This is a genomic window from Sphingomonas astragali (assembly GCF_051400615.1).
GTDB lineage: Bacteria > Pseudomonadota > Alphaproteobacteria > Sphingomonadales > Sphingomonadaceae > Sphingomonas.
The window spans coordinates 82433-96202 of the sequence record NZ_JBLFFH010000002.1; the positions used below are offsets into that span (position 1 = coordinate 82433).

12 protein-coding genes and 1 tRNA gene are annotated in these 13770 nt (G+C 66.8%); 8 read left to right on the plus strand and 5 right to left on the minus strand.

The genetic code is table 11. The features are described 5' to 3' along the window. Window positions 1-31 precede the first annotated feature (31 nt). The 4 genes from ACMGER_RS08695 to ACMGER_RS08710 form a co-directional block, all read right to left on the minus strand. Window positions 32-328, minus strand: a complete 297-nt coding sequence (locus ACMGER_RS08695; protein ID WP_436811760.1) for a DUF2849 domain-containing protein — start codon at window positions 326-328, stop codon at window positions 32-34. Beyond that, a complete protein-coding gene (gene cobA / locus ACMGER_RS08700; RefSeq protein ID WP_436811761.1) occupies window positions 325-1113 on the minus strand; it encodes a uroporphyrinogen-III C-methyltransferase in 789 nt (262 codons plus the stop codon). Before cobA ends, ACMGER_RS08695 begins: the two co-directional genes overlap by 4 nt. Before the next feature lie 75 nt (window positions 1114-1188). Further along, window positions 1189-2604: a succinylglutamate-semialdehyde dehydrogenase gene (gene astD / locus ACMGER_RS08705; RefSeq protein WP_436811762.1), complete on the minus strand. Its 1416-nt coding sequence runs from the start codon at window positions 2602-2604 to the stop codon at window positions 1189-1191. Between the two features lie 38 nt (window positions 2605-2642). Next, window positions 2643-3983, minus strand: coding sequence for a protein adenylyltransferase SelO family protein (locus ACMGER_RS08710; RefSeq protein WP_436811763.1), 1341 nt, complete (start codon window positions 3981-3983; stop codon window positions 2643-2645). Between the two features lie 18 nt (window positions 3984-4001). Here ACMGER_RS08710 and ACMGER_RS08715 point away from each other — a divergent pair, with 18 nt between their 5' ends. From ACMGER_RS08715 to ACMGER_RS08735, 5 genes are all read left to right on the plus strand, one after another. Then, entirely contained in the window at window positions 4002-4907 is a 906-nt protein-coding gene (locus ACMGER_RS08715; RefSeq protein WP_436811764.1) for an alpha/beta fold hydrolase, read from the plus strand. Between the two features lie 34 nt (window positions 4908-4941). Then, window positions 4942-5694: an SDR family oxidoreductase gene (locus ACMGER_RS08720; protein WP_436811765.1), complete on the plus strand. Its 753-nt coding sequence runs from the start codon at window positions 4942-4944 to the stop codon at window positions 5692-5694. Continuing rightward, window positions 5691-6809 (plus strand): glycoside hydrolase family 130 protein, encoded by a 1119-nt coding sequence (locus ACMGER_RS08725; protein ID WP_436811766.1) that lies wholly within the window; start codon window positions 5691-5693, stop codon window positions 6807-6809. The genes ACMGER_RS08720 and ACMGER_RS08725 overlap by 4 nt, the downstream gene beginning before the upstream one ends. 11 nt (window positions 6810-6820) lie before the next feature. Then, window positions 6821-7330, plus strand: coding sequence for a 2'-5' RNA ligase family protein (locus ACMGER_RS08730; RefSeq protein WP_436811767.1), 510 nt, complete (start codon window positions 6821-6823; stop codon window positions 7328-7330). 40 nt (window positions 7331-7370) lie between these two features. After that, window positions 7371-7447: transfer RNA gene (locus tag ACMGER_RS08735), tRNA-Met, on the plus strand. 87 nt (window positions 7448-7534) lie between these two features. Here the strand turns inward: ACMGER_RS08735 and ACMGER_RS08740 are convergent. Next, window positions 7535-9328 (minus strand): eCIS core domain-containing protein, encoded by a 1794-nt coding sequence (locus ACMGER_RS08740; protein WP_436811768.1) that lies wholly within the window; start codon window positions 9326-9328, stop codon window positions 7535-7537. 331 nt (window positions 9329-9659) lie between these two features. Here ACMGER_RS08740 and ACMGER_RS08745 point away from each other — a divergent pair, with 331 nt between their 5' ends. From ACMGER_RS08745 to ACMGER_RS08755, 3 genes are all read left to right on the plus strand, one after another. Then, complete coding sequence (locus ACMGER_RS08745) at window positions 9660-10133, plus strand: hypothetical protein (protein ID WP_436811769.1); 474 nt, start codon at window positions 9660-9662, stop codon at window positions 10131-10133. Window positions 10134-10140: 7 nt separating this feature from the next. Next, the gene (locus tag ACMGER_RS08750; protein WP_436811770.1) at window positions 10141-12177 is read left to right on the plus strand and encodes an eCIS core domain-containing protein; all 2037 of its coding nucleotides are present in this window, start codon (window positions 10141-10143) and stop codon (window positions 12175-12177) included. Between the two features lie 101 nt (window positions 12178-12278). After that, window positions 12279-13760, plus strand: coding sequence for an eCIS core domain-containing protein (locus ACMGER_RS08755; RefSeq protein WP_436811771.1), 1482 nt, complete (start codon window positions 12279-12281; stop codon window positions 13758-13760). The last annotated feature ends 10 nt before the right edge of the window (window positions 13761-13770 follow it).

Sequence of the window (13770 nt, forward strand, 5' to 3'; positions counted from 1 at the left end):
CCCCGGCTTTCGCCGGGGTGACGGATGGAGTTCATATCACCCAACTCCCGGCATTCGGATCGGCGGGTTTGAGCGTGAGATCGGGGCGGACGGTCGGGCCGAGCGCGCGGATGCGGTCCTTGATGTGCGCGGGGCGGGGACCCTCCGGCGTCATCGTGCCGTCGATGACCGCTGGGGCGTTGACGCGGCGTGCGGCGTCCTCCTCGCCGGCGATCGCCTCGCCATGCTCGCCGACGTCGACGGCGTCCTCGACATGGATCGACCAGCCTTCGCCGGTCCACCAGATCACCGCGCCGGTACGCAGGTCGTTTCCGGTCAGGATCTTCACGCAAGCGCCTCCGCGGCCTTGGACCAGGCGGCCATCTTGTCCTCTGCGTCCGCGAGCATCACCACCTCGCCGACGACGATGATCGCCGGGCTCTTGACCTTCTCGCGCGCGACCATCGCGCCGAGGTCCGCGAGCAGGGTCCGCAGCGCGCGGTGCCCGTCGAGCGTACCCTTCTCGAGCACCGCTACCGGCATGTCGGGCGCGACGCCGTCGGCCATCAGCTTGTCCGCGATGTCGGGGCAGGTCGCGACGCCCATGTAGATGACGAGCGTGCGCCCCTTGCCGGCCAGACCCGACCAGTCCTGGTCCTTGAGCCCCTTGCACTGGCCGGCGACGAAGCTGACCGCGCTCGACCAGTCGCGATGGGTGAGCGGCAGCATCGCCTCGGCCGCGCAGCCGAGCGCTGCGGAGACGCCGGGGATCACCTCGACAGGCAGGCCGGCGGCGCGCACCGCCTCCACTTCCTCGCCGCCGCGGCCGAAGACGAAGGGGTCGCCGCCCTTCAGGCGCACGACGATCGCGCCGGCTTTCACATGGGCGATGATCAGCGCGTTGATCGATTCCTGCGGCAGCGTGTGCCGGGCGCGGCGCTTGGCGACCGAGATGCGGTGCGCGTGGGGCGGCGCCATGTCGAGCACGCGCAGGTCGATGAGGCCGTCGTGCACGACGACGTCGGCCTGGCGCAGCGCCTGGACGGCGCGAATGGTGAGCAGCCCCGGGTCGCCGGGGCCGGCACCGACGAGGATCACGCGCCCGCGCGCGTTGGGGTCGAGTAGCGTCGCCATATGGCGGGCAGATGGGCCGACGCGGCGCCGGCGGCAACGCAGGGATGCTTGAGGTCAGCCTAGCCGAGCTTTGCGCTATGCGTCCCTGAGGCCGATCCCGATCGCGGCGCGTGCCTGATCGGCCTCGTTCGACGCCACCGGATAGGCGCAATAGTCGGCGGCGTAATAGGCGCTGGGGCGGTGATTGCCCGACCAGCCGATGCCGCCGAACGGCGCGGCCGAGCTGGCGCCGTTGGTCGGCTTGTTCCAGTTGACGATGCCGGCGCGGATATTGGCCCAGAAACGGTCGTAGAGCGCCGGGTCCTGACTGATCAGCGACGCGGAGAGGCCGTAGCGGGTGGCGTTGGCCTCGGCGATCGCTTCGTCGAAGTCGGTCGCGCGGATCACCTGCAGGACCGGGCCGAACAGCTCGACGTCGGGCCGCTCCTTCGCCTCGGTCGTGTCGACGATGCCGGGGGTCAGGAACGGACGCCCCTCGATCGGCCGCTCCATGTAGCGCAGCGGCCGCCCGCCCATCGCCGAGAGCGCGAGGAAACTCTCGGTCAGCATGTCGGCGGTGTCATTGTCGATCACCGGACCCATGAAGGGCTGCGGATCGGCGTGCGGCTCGCCGATGATCAGGCGGCCGGCGAGCTTCGTGAGCTCGGCGAGCAGCGGCTCCGCAAGCTTCTCGTCGACGATCAGCCGGCGCGCGGCGGTGCATCGCTGGCCGGCGGTGGTGAAGGCGGACTGTACCACCAGCACCGCGGCGGAATAGAGGTCGGGCGTGTCCCACACCAGGATCGGGTTGTTGCCCCCCATCTCCAGCGCCAGGATCTTCTCGGGCTTGTCGGCGAAGGCGCGGTTGAGCGCCAGGCCGGTGCGCGCCGAGCCGGTGAACAGCAGCCCGTCGATGCCGTCGTGCGCGGCGAGCGCCTTGCCCTCGTCCGGCCCGCCGATCACCAGCCGCGCGCAGCCTTCGGGCACGCCCGCGGCGTGATAGCATCCGACCAGGAACTCGCCTGTAGCGGGCGTCTTCTCCGACGGCTTGAACACCACCGCGTTGCCTGCGAGCAAGGCCGGGACGATGTGGCCGTTGGGCAGGTGTGCCGGAAAATTATAGGGGCCGAGCACCGCCAGCACGCCATGCGGCTTGTGGCGCAGCGCGGTGCGGGCGCCCATCGCGCCCTCGCTGCGGCGCTGGCCGGTGCGCTCGGAATAGGCGTTGATCGAGATGTCTACCTTGTTGATCACGGTCTCGACCTCGGTGCGCGCCTCCCACAGCGGCTTGCCGGTCTCGCGGGCGATCAGATCGGCAAAGGCGTCAAGCCTGCCGCGCACGACGTTGGCGAAGCGGCGCAGCGTCTCGACGCGGTAGGCGTGCGGACGCGCCGCCCATTCGGCCCAGCTCGCGCGGGCGCGTTCCACTTCGGCATCGACATCGCTCGGGGTGCGCCGCCACAACACGGCGCCGGTTGCGGGTTCGGTGGAGACGATCTCTTGGCCGGCCATCACCGTCTCCTGCCGGGAATCGGCGGAATTGCCAAGGGTCACGCAAGCGCCTCGCCGAACGCCCGGACCTCGGCGATCTTGGCATGAAGCGGCGTCCAGTCGTCGCGCTGGTCGATCGCGGACCAGATCGTCTCGACCTCATCGATCAGCATCGAGCAGGGCTCACCATCCCAATAGGCGGTGCGCGGCTTGCGCGGTTCATAGCCGGCGATAGCGGCACGTGCTTCATCGAAGGCGGCGCCGGAGGGCACCTCTCCGCCGAAGCTGTGGTGAAAGAAGGTGTCGATACCCATATCGGACGCGCGAAGGCCACGCTCGATCGCCTCGACCAGCGCGTGATCCTCGCCCGAATTGCGCGGCTTGATTCCAAGCCGCCACAACATCGCCCGCGTCACCTCGGCCTGATAGCGTTCGGGAAAGGTCTCCAGCGCCGCGATCATCGGCTCAGCATCGCAGATCGTGCGCAGCGCCACGGCGAGCTGCATCGCATCCCAATGGATCGCCTCGGGCTGGCGGCCGAAGGCATAGAGGCCGGCATGGTCGAAATAGGCGGCGGTGAAGGCCGGGTCCCAGGTCGCCGCGAACCGCCACGGGCCATAGTCGAAGCTCTCACCGGTGACGTTGATGTTGTCGGAGTTGAGCACGCCATGCACGAATCCCGCCGCCATGTAGCTCGCCGCCAGCCGCGCGGTGCGGGCGACGACATTGTCGAGCAGGCGCACCGGATCGCCGGGCGATTCGCCGTGGAGATGGACCAGCACATAATCGACCAGCCGCCGCATGTTGTCCGCATCGCGGAGATAGGCGAGCCGCTGGAAGGTGCCGATGCGGACATGGCCGTGGCTGAGCCGTACCAGCACCGCCGAGCGGGTGGGGGAGGGTTCGTCGCCCCGGGTCAGCGCCTCGCCGGTCTCGACCAGTGAGAAGCTGCGCGAGGTTTCCACGCCAAGGGCCTGCAGCATCTCGGTCGCCAGGATCTCGCGCACGCCGCCCTTGAGCGTCAGCCGCCCGTCGCCGAAGCGGCTCCACGGCGTCTGCCCCGAGCCCTTGGTGCCGAGGTCCATCAGCCGCCCCGCCGAATCGCGCAGCTGCGCGAAGGTGAAGCCCCGCCCGTCGCCGATGTCGGGATTGTACACGCGGAACTGATGCCCGTGATAGCGCAGCGCCAGCGGTTCGGTCAGGCTGCCGGGAATCGGCTCGAACCGGCCGAAATGGGCGATCCATTGCTCGTCGGTGAGTGATTCCAATCCCACCGCCGCGGCGGCCCGGTCGTTGCGGAAGCGCAGGATCGTCTCGGGGAAGCGCGCCGGCACGACACGGTCGTAGAATGCGTCCCCGAGCTCGAGGATCGTCGCTTCCGGTTGCGGGAGGGCGGTCATGCGGCGATATGGGGAACGATGGCGGATCGGCGCAACCTCGGTGGGTATCGGGACGGCTATTGGTGGTCGAAGGACGGGGTGCGGCTGCACTACCGCGACTATGGCCAGGCGAATGCGGCGAGCGGTCGCCCGCCGATCCTCTGCTTCGCCGGCCTCACGCGCAACGCGCGCGACTATGCCAATGTCGCCGAGCGACTCGCGGACGAGTGGCGCGTGATCGCGGTCGATTTCCGCGGCCGCGGCGAGAGCGGCTACGCCGCCGACCCGATGAGCTACGTCCCGCTCACCTATCTCCAGGATGTCGAGGCGCTGCTCGAGCATCTTTCGATCGAGCGGTTCGTCGCCTTCGGCACCTCCCTCGGCGGCATCGTCACCATGCTGCTCGCCAGCGCCGAGCGTCATCGCCTCGCCGGGGCGCTGCTCAACGACGTGGGGCCGGAGCTCGATCCGGCCGGCCTTGCGCGCATCCGTGGCTATGTCGGCAAGGCCGCCTGGCACCCGACCTGGATGCACGCGGCGCGTGCGCTCGCCGAGGCCAATGCCGATGTCCACCCGCGCTTCACGATCGAGGACTGGCTGGCGATGGCCAAGCGGCTGTTCCGGCTCAACAATGCCGGTCGCATCGTGCTCGATTACGACATGAAGATCGCCGAGCCGTTCCGCGTGCCGGGGAACGAGGCGGGGCCGGACATGTGGCGCACGCTCGATGCGCTCGCGGGCCGTCCGGTGCTGGTGGTGCGCGGCGAGACCTCCGACATCCTGAGTGCGAGGACGGCCGACGAGATGATCCTGCGGCTCGGCCGGTGCGCCGAGCTGGTGACGGTGCCCGAATGCGGCCACGCCCCCACGCTCGACGAGCCGGAGGTGACCGCCGCGATCGATCGCCTGCTCGACAAGATTTCCGCGGAACCGGTCGCCGCCTGAACCGTCGTTGCGGGTATTCCAAGGAGTTCCCTCAATGACCAGCCTGTCCGACGCACACACCGCCGTCACCAGCCTCAAGGGCAAGCGCGTGCTCGTCACCGGCGGGAGCAAGGGCATCGGCCGCGCCATTGCCGTGCTGCTCGCCTCCGAAGGCGCGCGCGTCCACATCTGCGGACGCAACGAGGAGCATCTGCACGATGCCTTGAAGCGCATCAACGAAGTGGGGGAGGGCGAAGGCATCGCCATCGACCTCGCCGAGCGCGGCGCGCCGGCGCGCTATGTCGACGAGGCGGTGAAATGGCTCGGCGGGCTCGACATCGCCGTGATCAACGCCGCGATCGCCGCCGAAGGTCTGGTCGACACCGCGCCCGAGGAGCTCGACTATATCGTCGCGACCGACTTCGCCGCCTATTACGCCGCCGCGCGCGCCGCGGTCCGCCACATCGGCGAGGGCGACGTCATCCTGATCGGCTCGACCTCGGCGCATTCGCTCGAGCCGACCTCCACCGTCTATGCCGGCATCAAGGCGGGCATCGCGGGTTTCGCGGAAGCCTTGACCAAGGAAGTGGGGAAGAAAGGCATTCGCGTGTCGCTGATCGAGCCGGGCATGACCGGTTCCGACATGCAGAGCCCGGACATCCCGCCCGACGAGCAGGTGAGGATGATCAACGAGGAGAAGATGCTGCGTGCCGAGGACATCGCGGTCGCGGCCCATTTCATGCTGACCCAGCCGCGGCGCGCGGTGGTGATGCAGATGGCGGTGGTGCCGAGGTTGCAGGAGGCATGAGCTTTCCCGTCGACCGGCTGGTCCTGACCCCGGCCGATATCGATCTCGCCCGTTCCCCGCTCGCTGGCCATCTCGAAGCCGAGACCTATGTCCTCGGCGCCTTCAACCCCGGCCTGACGCGGCTCGCCAACGGCAATTTGCTGATGGTGGTGCGGATCGCCGAGGCGCTGCGCGAGCCGATCCGCGCCGGCAACATCCACGCGATCCGCTGGGTCGAGGGTCGCTATGTCCTCGACGCCTGGCCGCTCGACCTCGTCGACACGCGCGACCCGCGCAAGTTCATGATGCGCGGCGGCGGGTGGAAGGTGATGGCGCTGACCTCGCTGTCCTGGCTGCTGCCGGTCGAGCTGTCGTCAGACGGCCTCGCGGTCGAGGCGATCCATTACGACCGCGCGATCCACCCGCGCGAGCCCTATCAATGCTATGGCGTGGAGGACGCGCGGATCAGCAAGGTCGGCGATCGCTACCTGATGACCACCTGCTCGGTCAGTCCCGAGCGGCATTCGACCACGCTCTACACCTCCGCCGACGCGCTCGACTGGACGCTGGAGGGCATCGTCCTCGACCATCAGAACAAGGACATGCTGATCTTCGAGGGCCTGATCGACGGCAGATACTGGGCGCAGACGCGGCCGCTCGGCGATCTCTATTTCGCCTATCCGCCGGGCAGCGAATGGCGGGCGGGACCGTCGATCAACCTGTCGACCTCGCCCGACGCCCTGCATTGGAAGCCCTACGACAAGCCCGGTATCCGCCCGCATTCCGGCACCGTCGCCACGGCACGGATGGGCGGGGGCACGCCGCCGATCCTCACCGACCGCGGCTGGCTGAGCCTGTGGCACGGGGTCGAGCCGCTCGGCGTGGTCGGCATCTATCGCACCTATTGGTCGCTGATGGACAAGGACGATCCTTCGCAGATGCTCGCGTCCGAGCATACGCCGCTGCTGGAGGCCGCGCCGGCGCTCACCGAACCGCTCAAGACGCTGATGTACCTCGACAATGTCGTGTTCACGACAGGTATCGTCGATGGGGGCGACCATTATGTCGTCGCCAGCGGAGAGGCGGACCTCGCGTGCCGGATCACGCACATCCCGAAGCGCGCGTTCGGTCTTTAGCGCGGGACGACGTGACGACGCTGGCTCCGATCATCGTCACCGCCGTCTTCGGTACGCAGGATTTCGCCTGGCTGGATGATCTCCGCCGCCGCCATTATCCGGCGGACCGCAATCGGGTACCGGCGCATCTGACGCTCTTCCGTCATCTCGCGCCCGATCTGGCGCCGGAGCTCAAGCGGCGCCTCGCCGCGGTCACCCGTGGCCAAAGCGCGCCTCGTGGCTGGATCGCAGGCGTGCTCGCCATGGACGGCGGCGTGGCCCTCCGCGTCGAATCGCCGGAACTTGAGGCGATCCGAGCGGATCTCGCCGAGGCGTTCGGCGCGATGCTGATCCCGCAGGATCGCGCCGGCTGGCGCCCACACGTCACCGTCCAGAACAAGGCCGCTCCCGCCGACGCACGCGCGCTCCGGGCGCAGCTAGCCGCGGAGATCACCCGCCGGCCGCTCGTGATCACGGGCCTGGCGGCCTGGCATTATCGCGGCGGTCCGTGGGAGCCGTTGTCGCGTCACATGTTCGCTTGACCGAGCCGATGCCCCCGCCTATGTCGCGCGGCCTGCCCTGGGCGGAGTAGCTCAGCTGGTTAGAGCAGCGGAATCATAATCCGCGTGTCGGGGGTTCAAGTCCCTCCTCCGCTACCAGGGCCGAATCTTCGGTTTGTTCCGGTTCGTCTCACGACGTACTATTCTGCAAAATCAAATGATTTTGCGGTCCGGTTCAGATTGAGTCTATTGGAGCAAGTTGAAATGCGCGCCGGTGAGCAGCAGCGGCACGCGCATGCCGACCTGGTGGCGTGACTGCTCGGTGATTCCCTGCGCCACGTCGCGCGCGGCCACATGGAACTGTTGTCCGGTCACGGCGGTGATCGCCGCGATCACCCGGTCCTCCTGGTCGGTGCCGATCGTAACGCCGCTGCCGACAAAGACGCCGGCTTGGTCGAGCGCCAAGCGAACGCGCGCATAGTCACCGATGCGGTTGATCGCGTGCAGCACGCAGCGGATGTAGCAGGTCCATTGCGAGCCGTTGACGACAAGCACCGGCCGACCCGGATCGTAGCGATGCTCATCGAGGAAATCGACGACGCTATTGACGAGCGCCTGGTCGACACCGTGCTCGCCTGCCACCTGGAGCCGCGCCGCCCAAGCCGGCGGCGGATTGCGCTCGGCTGGCTTGGCCTTGATCTCGCGATCCTTGCTGTCGAACGCTCGGATGCTGACGATATGGGCGTCGAGCTGCTGACGCCGACGCTCGCCGATGCCGTAGGCGCCGCTCTCGTTCAGCTTCCACAGCGTATAGTCGGGATGTTGCGCCTCGCCGCGCCAAGGCTCGGGATTCTCGTCGACGAAATCGCCGCTGGCGCAGAGCAGATACTCCTCCATCAGGCTTTTCGCGCCCTCCGCGGTAAAGGTATATTCCATCCGCACCTTGCCGTTGGCGCTGCTCAACTTGTAGCGCGTGGGATCGGCGACCCACATCGCCTTCCGCTTGATGTAGGCGGCCTCGCTCAGCCTCTGCGAGCGAAGCGCCTGCTGGATGGTGGCTGCGTCCTCGGGCACATATTGATGAAAGGTAACGGTCTTCGAGCTGCTGGGTCCGCCCTTCACCTCACTCCATTTGCCGCCGGTACTGGTGCCCGACAGCGGCTTGCGCGCTTGTTGCGAGCGCAGCGCCTCGTCCTGTTCGGTCCGGGCCCGGGTGAGTGCAGCGAAGGAATCGTTGAGCATGGTGCGCAAACCAGCGTAGATTTTGATCGCCTTCCTCATCTGCGTGTTCTGCGCGCGTCGAGCATCGTCGGTCGGGTTGCGAATAGCGGCGATCGTTGCGGGATCCTCCGGGCTGGCGATCCGGCGAAGCGGTGTCAGCGCCGCCTCCAGCGCCTCGCGCTGCTCGATCACCTCGCCAGCCATGAGAAACCCCGCGTCGAGCTCCTCGGGCTCAAGGTTGAGATCGTCGATCTGGGCGAGCAGCGTGTTGCAAGCGGCGAAGAAGTTGTCCAAGGTCGTCAACTTGCCCTGCGGATCGAGCTCGCGGCGCACGCGCTGGGCGACCGATGCGGTAGCGATGGCCGCCGGCGCAGCCACCGATGCCGCCGTGCCGTGATCGGGTAACGCTATGGCGCGCGCACCCATTACGTCGGCCTCGCGTTCCAGCCCGGTATCGTCGTTTACCGGTGTGCCGCCGATCGACAGCGTCGGGCGCACGCGGCCTTGCTTCTGCTGCACGACGTGCCATGCCTCGTGTGCGAGATGATGCTCCGCGCCAGGAGCGAGGTGGATTTCCGATCCGCAGGTATAGGCCTCAGCCTGGATCGCCGCGGGCTGCCGCGACCCTCGATGCACGCGAACGTCGTCGAGCGCGATGCCCGACAGTGTCTCGATGCCGCTCTTCAGCCGATTGGGAAGTCCCGTGCGGTTGGACGCTGCGGCCGTGCGCGCCAGGGCCGAGGCGTGCGACTGAGCATAATCGGCAACCGTTTCCCACACGGGCAAGGCGTGCGGCCCAAAGCCCTGAAGGCTCGGCACGGCGCGCTGTGCTGCTTCGGCCCCGGGCTTATATCCCCCGGGTGCGGCCGCCCTGGGCCTGGGCTGTAGATGGGCACGCATCCGCGCTCCTCCTCTGGGCCGGTTCGCCCAGCATTATGGTCCCACAATGCCTAGAATGGAACCGGGCGACCGGTTCGATGAGGTCGTGTCCTCGTCATCATTCAATAGAATCGTGCCTGCTTCGGTGCGTTGCCGATGGAGATGAAAGCGGTTGAGACTTGGCCCCGTCGCGTGCACTGCGATATCGGATCGATCTTGCCGGCAGCCGAAGCAGACATATAGTATCGGTGCGTTCTCCTCAGGCAGGTGGATGAGCATGACCCAGCCGGCGGAAATACTCTATGCGGTGCCTGTCGGGACGGTCATCGCCTGGTACCCTCTGCCGGACGCGCAGCTGCCACCGGGTTTCGCCTATTGCGACGGCAAGCGGATCACCGACGACGACAGCCCCTACAACGGAATGACCACGCCGGACTTGGTCAACCGGTTCGTGCTGGGCACCGGCAACGACGTGGTCGTGAACCAGGCGGGCGGCAGCTCGGACTATAATGTCGGCGGCTGGCAGAGCGGTACGATCGAGACCAGTCCCACCCAGGTCTCGCTTCCGCAGGACGACGTGCAGAACAACATCGTCCTGCGCGAGGGCAGCACGGACGGCTATCGCTACGATCTGACCGGCGATAACGACGAGTGGAACGACGGCAACCATCATCACCAGGTCGCGAGCCTCACCGTGCCGGCTCCCGGGTGGTGCGCGCTGGTCTATCTCATGCGGATCAAATAGGCGCGCCATGCGCTCCCGCCTCCTGCGCGCTGCTGCACGCGATGCCGGACGGGCCGCAGCAATTGCGCGCGTCGAGCCGAAGCGCCCGGCGGTGGTGCAGCGGATGGCGGCACCCCTCCCGGCGTACGATATCGCCGGCGTGCCGATCGCCGATGCGGCGCGTCGCCGCGCACTCGACCGGACCGGGCTGCCCGGTACGCTCAAGGCCGGGATCGAGGCATTGTCGGGCATGTCGATGGATGCGGTCCGCGTTCACTATCGCTCGCCCGAGCCGGCGCGGATCGGCGCGCAGGCTTTCACCCGCGGGAGCGACATCCACGTCGCGCCGGGCCGGGAACGGCACCTGCCGCACGAGGCATGGCACGCGGTGCAGCAGGCGCAGGGGAAGGTGGTGCCGACGACGAGGGCAGCGGACGTACCGATCAACGACGAGGAGAGGCTGGAGCGGGAAGCGGACGTGATGGGCGCGCGGGCGATGCAGGCCGGTGCGACGGCGACCATATCGGCGCCCCCGTCCAGGCCCGCGCCACCGCCGGCCGCTGCCGGCACGCCGGCGGTCGCGCAATGCGTCCTCGACATCGGCGGCAAGCGCGCAACGTCCGCAAGCAAGGCGGCGCTGGTGAGCGCCCTCAAGACGGAGGCGTCCAGCGGCAGCCTGGTGTGGAAGCCACAATACGAGACGCTGCTCGACACTGAGTTGGGATCAGACAAGACGCGCGTCTACGGCGATGTCGTGGGCCTGCTCGCCGATCTGATTACTGTGGAGCAAGGGGGGAGCTGGGCGGTCGCCCAGCAGGATCTGCCGCGCAGCCAGACCCAGGGCCGGGCACTGCGGCAAGCCGTCAAGTTCCACAAGACCCATGCGCCCAATCCATCGCAGCCCAATCCGATCGCGAAGGGGTTTCACACCTATCCGTCGGATAGCCTGCTCAAGCCGCCTTCAGGCGTGCAGATCCTGCAGGAAGGGGGCAGATATCACTATTTCCGCGAGTCCGGGTCGAGCAACACCGCCGATTTCCAGATCTTCACCACGGGCGACCCGAACAAGCCCGGCTATATCTACGTCGATCAGGAGCAGTTCGCCGGAAATTACGATACCCGGGACACGACCGGAACCTGGAGCGAACAGGGGCGCGACGAGAGCCAGCGTGAATATATGGACCTCGGGACGCACCACAAATATCCGAACCATACGGTCGGCCACGTCCTGCCGTTCGAGCATTCACCCTTGGTCCACGATACCGCCACGACGTCGGGCGGCACCACCACCTACCAGAATACCGATCAGTTCAAGTACAATGTCGTGATCGAGAATCCGCCTGTCGGCGAGCAGATCAAACGCGCCCAGGTCGAGCATCCGATGATGAGCAGTGGCGGCGGCTTTTTCTACCAGTATCCGGTTTATCCCGGCACGCCGGTCGCAATCGACACGACTTACAACAGCAAGCCGATCGTCCCAGGTCAGCTCGACACCAGCGGCAATCCAATCGTCAGCAAGAAACGCGAGCGCCCGGACGAGCTCCAGTTCGGCCGCCCCGACGGCAGCGGGGGCGTGGAATGGGCCGCTTTCGACAATACCGGCATGACACGATACGATACGGACAGCAGTAAGCTGAAGAAGAAGAAGGTTTTCGACACGCGATCGGACCCGAACTGGTGGAAGAAGAAGAAAAAGAAGAACGAGAAGCGCGTTAAGAAAGGCATGGATACCGCGCTGGCCTGGAAGAGGGCGAAGAAATTGAAGCCGGTCACTCCGCCGCTCGCGCAGGTGCTCACCATGGCGGACGACATCGCGACCTATGATGCCAGGATCGAAGCGCTCAAAGCCGACGTGACCGGCTACATGACGCCGCCGGGAAGCCCTCTCTACATGGGTACGCCGAATCCCGTTCTCACCAAGCAGGTGACCGGCCTTGTCTTCCGCGGCCAAGCGGTGACAACGACCGACGGGATCGCCGGCGTGGTGATCACCCGTACCGCTTTCGACGAAGCGACCAACGAGTCGACGGTCGAGCTCGAACCCACGCTCGATCCCTTCGTGTAGGCGGCGAAGGACCAATGCGCAGCTCCATTCCCAAACGTGCGAAGCCCGCGCTGGAACCATTGCCGGCACCACGTCCGGCGAAGGGTAGGGCCGTTCCATCGATGCCCGCCCACCGCCTGCCGGCTCACGACATCGACGGGATCCCGGTCGCCGATGTCTCGGGCCGCCGCGCGGTTGCACAGCTTCGCGCCGGGGAGCGGGGAGCCGCCCCGATCTATCATGCGCCGTGTTCGACCGGGCTACCGGGCGGGCTCAAGGCAGGGATCGAGGCGGCGTCGGGATTGTCGATGGACGGGGTGCGCGTCCATTACGGATCGCCGGAGCCGGCGCGGCTCAACGCCCATGCCTTCGCGCGGGGCGCCGACATCCATCTAGCTCCCGGCCAGGAGCGCCATCTCGCGCACGAAGCATGGCATGTCGTGCAGCAGGCCAAAGGTCGCGTGCGCCCGACCACAGCGGTCGGCGGCATCGCGGTGAACGACGATCCCGTGCTCGAGCACGAGGCGGACGTGCAGGGCGAAGCGAGCGCGAGGCGCGCGGCGAGTCCGATCCCGGTGGATGCGCCCCGGTCGGCGGACCCGATTGCCGCGCCAATGCAACTCCGATCGACCGATGGTTGCGTCCAGCGCGTGATCAAGATCAGCAGCGGCGACCACAAAGGTTTGTATGTGACGAAGGGCGGGGCGTTCACCAAGCAAATGATCAGTGACATCGAAGGCGAGATCGGCGACGAGCTGGCGCGGGGGTGGAAGAGCTGGGTCGCGGAGCTGGCGGGCGACAAGAAGAAGACCTACAAATATACGAGCGACGAATTCCTCGACGAGCTCAGGACGCAGTTTCCGAAGAAAAGCAGCAGCGGTTCCAAGATACGGCCAAATTTCTTTAAATCCGCCTACTGGCTAGGCGCGATCACCCGCGAGATCCAGACCGGAGAGGACCAGTCGGACCTCAAGCCCTCCGAGGAGAATCTCGCGCTCCCGCATCGGCATCCCTACAAGGCGATCGAGACCAGCACCGACCTGTTCCTGACCGGCAAGGAGGACGCCGACGACCTCTACCGCTGGAGCGATCGGCTGATCGATGCGACAAAGAAGCGGCGGGATATCAACCTCAAGCAAATCAAGAACAAGAAGAAGCGCAAGAGGTACGAAGATACTGTCGAAGATCAGCTCGACGGCATGAACAAAGCTCGCAAGAAACTGAAGAGGGAGGTGGAGTCGGGCAAGAAACTCGACCTCTCATCCGGAACGGTGCAGGAATTCCTGAAATATACCAACTCGTTGCACGGGAACGTCCCTGACTACGGCCCGCACGCGGGGGTCAATATCCAGGTCAGCGACCGCACGCACCTCAACGTCGAGGAGGACGGAACCTTGACGCCGGGCAGCTTCGCAGCCGGGAGCATGTCGCCGCATCGCGGCCGGGGCGTCGCGCGCACCAGCGACGGGCAGTACATCGTCACCACCGGTGGCCATAAATTCGACCCGACCGAGCTCAGCAAGAAGCTTCAGAAGCTGCTCGATACGAGGGGCTATAGCGATACGACGATCGATGAGGACGATCTGGAAGAATACGAAAGCTGAGGTCGCCGCC

What these genes read in the sequence shown, in the direction of transcription:
- ACMGER_RS08755 (WP_436811771.1), top strand. Translation starts at nt 12,279, where the DNA reads ATGCCCGCCCACCGCCTGCCGGCTCACGACATCGACGGGATCCCGGTC.
- ACMGER_RS08725 (WP_436811766.1), top strand. Translation starts at nt 5,691, where the DNA reads ATGAGCTTTCCCGTCGACCGGCTGGTCCTGACCCCGGCCGATATCGAT.
- ACMGER_RS08720 (WP_436811765.1), top strand. Translation starts at nt 4,942, where the DNA reads ATGACCAGCCTGTCCGACGCACACACCGCCGTCACCAGCCTCAAGGGC.
- astD (WP_436811762.1), bottom strand. Translation starts at nt 2,604, where the DNA reads ATGGCCGGCCAAGAGATCGTCTCCACCGAACCCGCAACCGGCGCCGTG.
- cobA (WP_436811761.1), bottom strand. Translation starts at nt 1,113, where the DNA reads ATGGCGACGCTACTCGACCCCAACGCGCGCGGGCGCGTGATCCTCGTC.
- ACMGER_RS08750 (WP_436811770.1), top strand. Translation starts at nt 10,141, where the DNA reads ATGCGCTCCCGCCTCCTGCGCGCTGCTGCACGCGATGCCGGACGGGCC.
- ACMGER_RS08745 (WP_436811769.1), top strand. Translation starts at nt 9,660, where the DNA reads ATGAGCATGACCCAGCCGGCGGAAATACTCTATGCGGTGCCTGTCGGG.
- ACMGER_RS08715 (WP_436811764.1), top strand. Translation starts at nt 4,002, where the DNA reads ATGGCGGATCGGCGCAACCTCGGTGGGTATCGGGACGGCTATTGGTGG.
- ACMGER_RS08710 (WP_436811763.1), bottom strand. Translation starts at nt 3,983, where the DNA reads ATGACCGCCCTCCCGCAACCGGAAGCGACGATCCTCGAGCTCGGGGAC.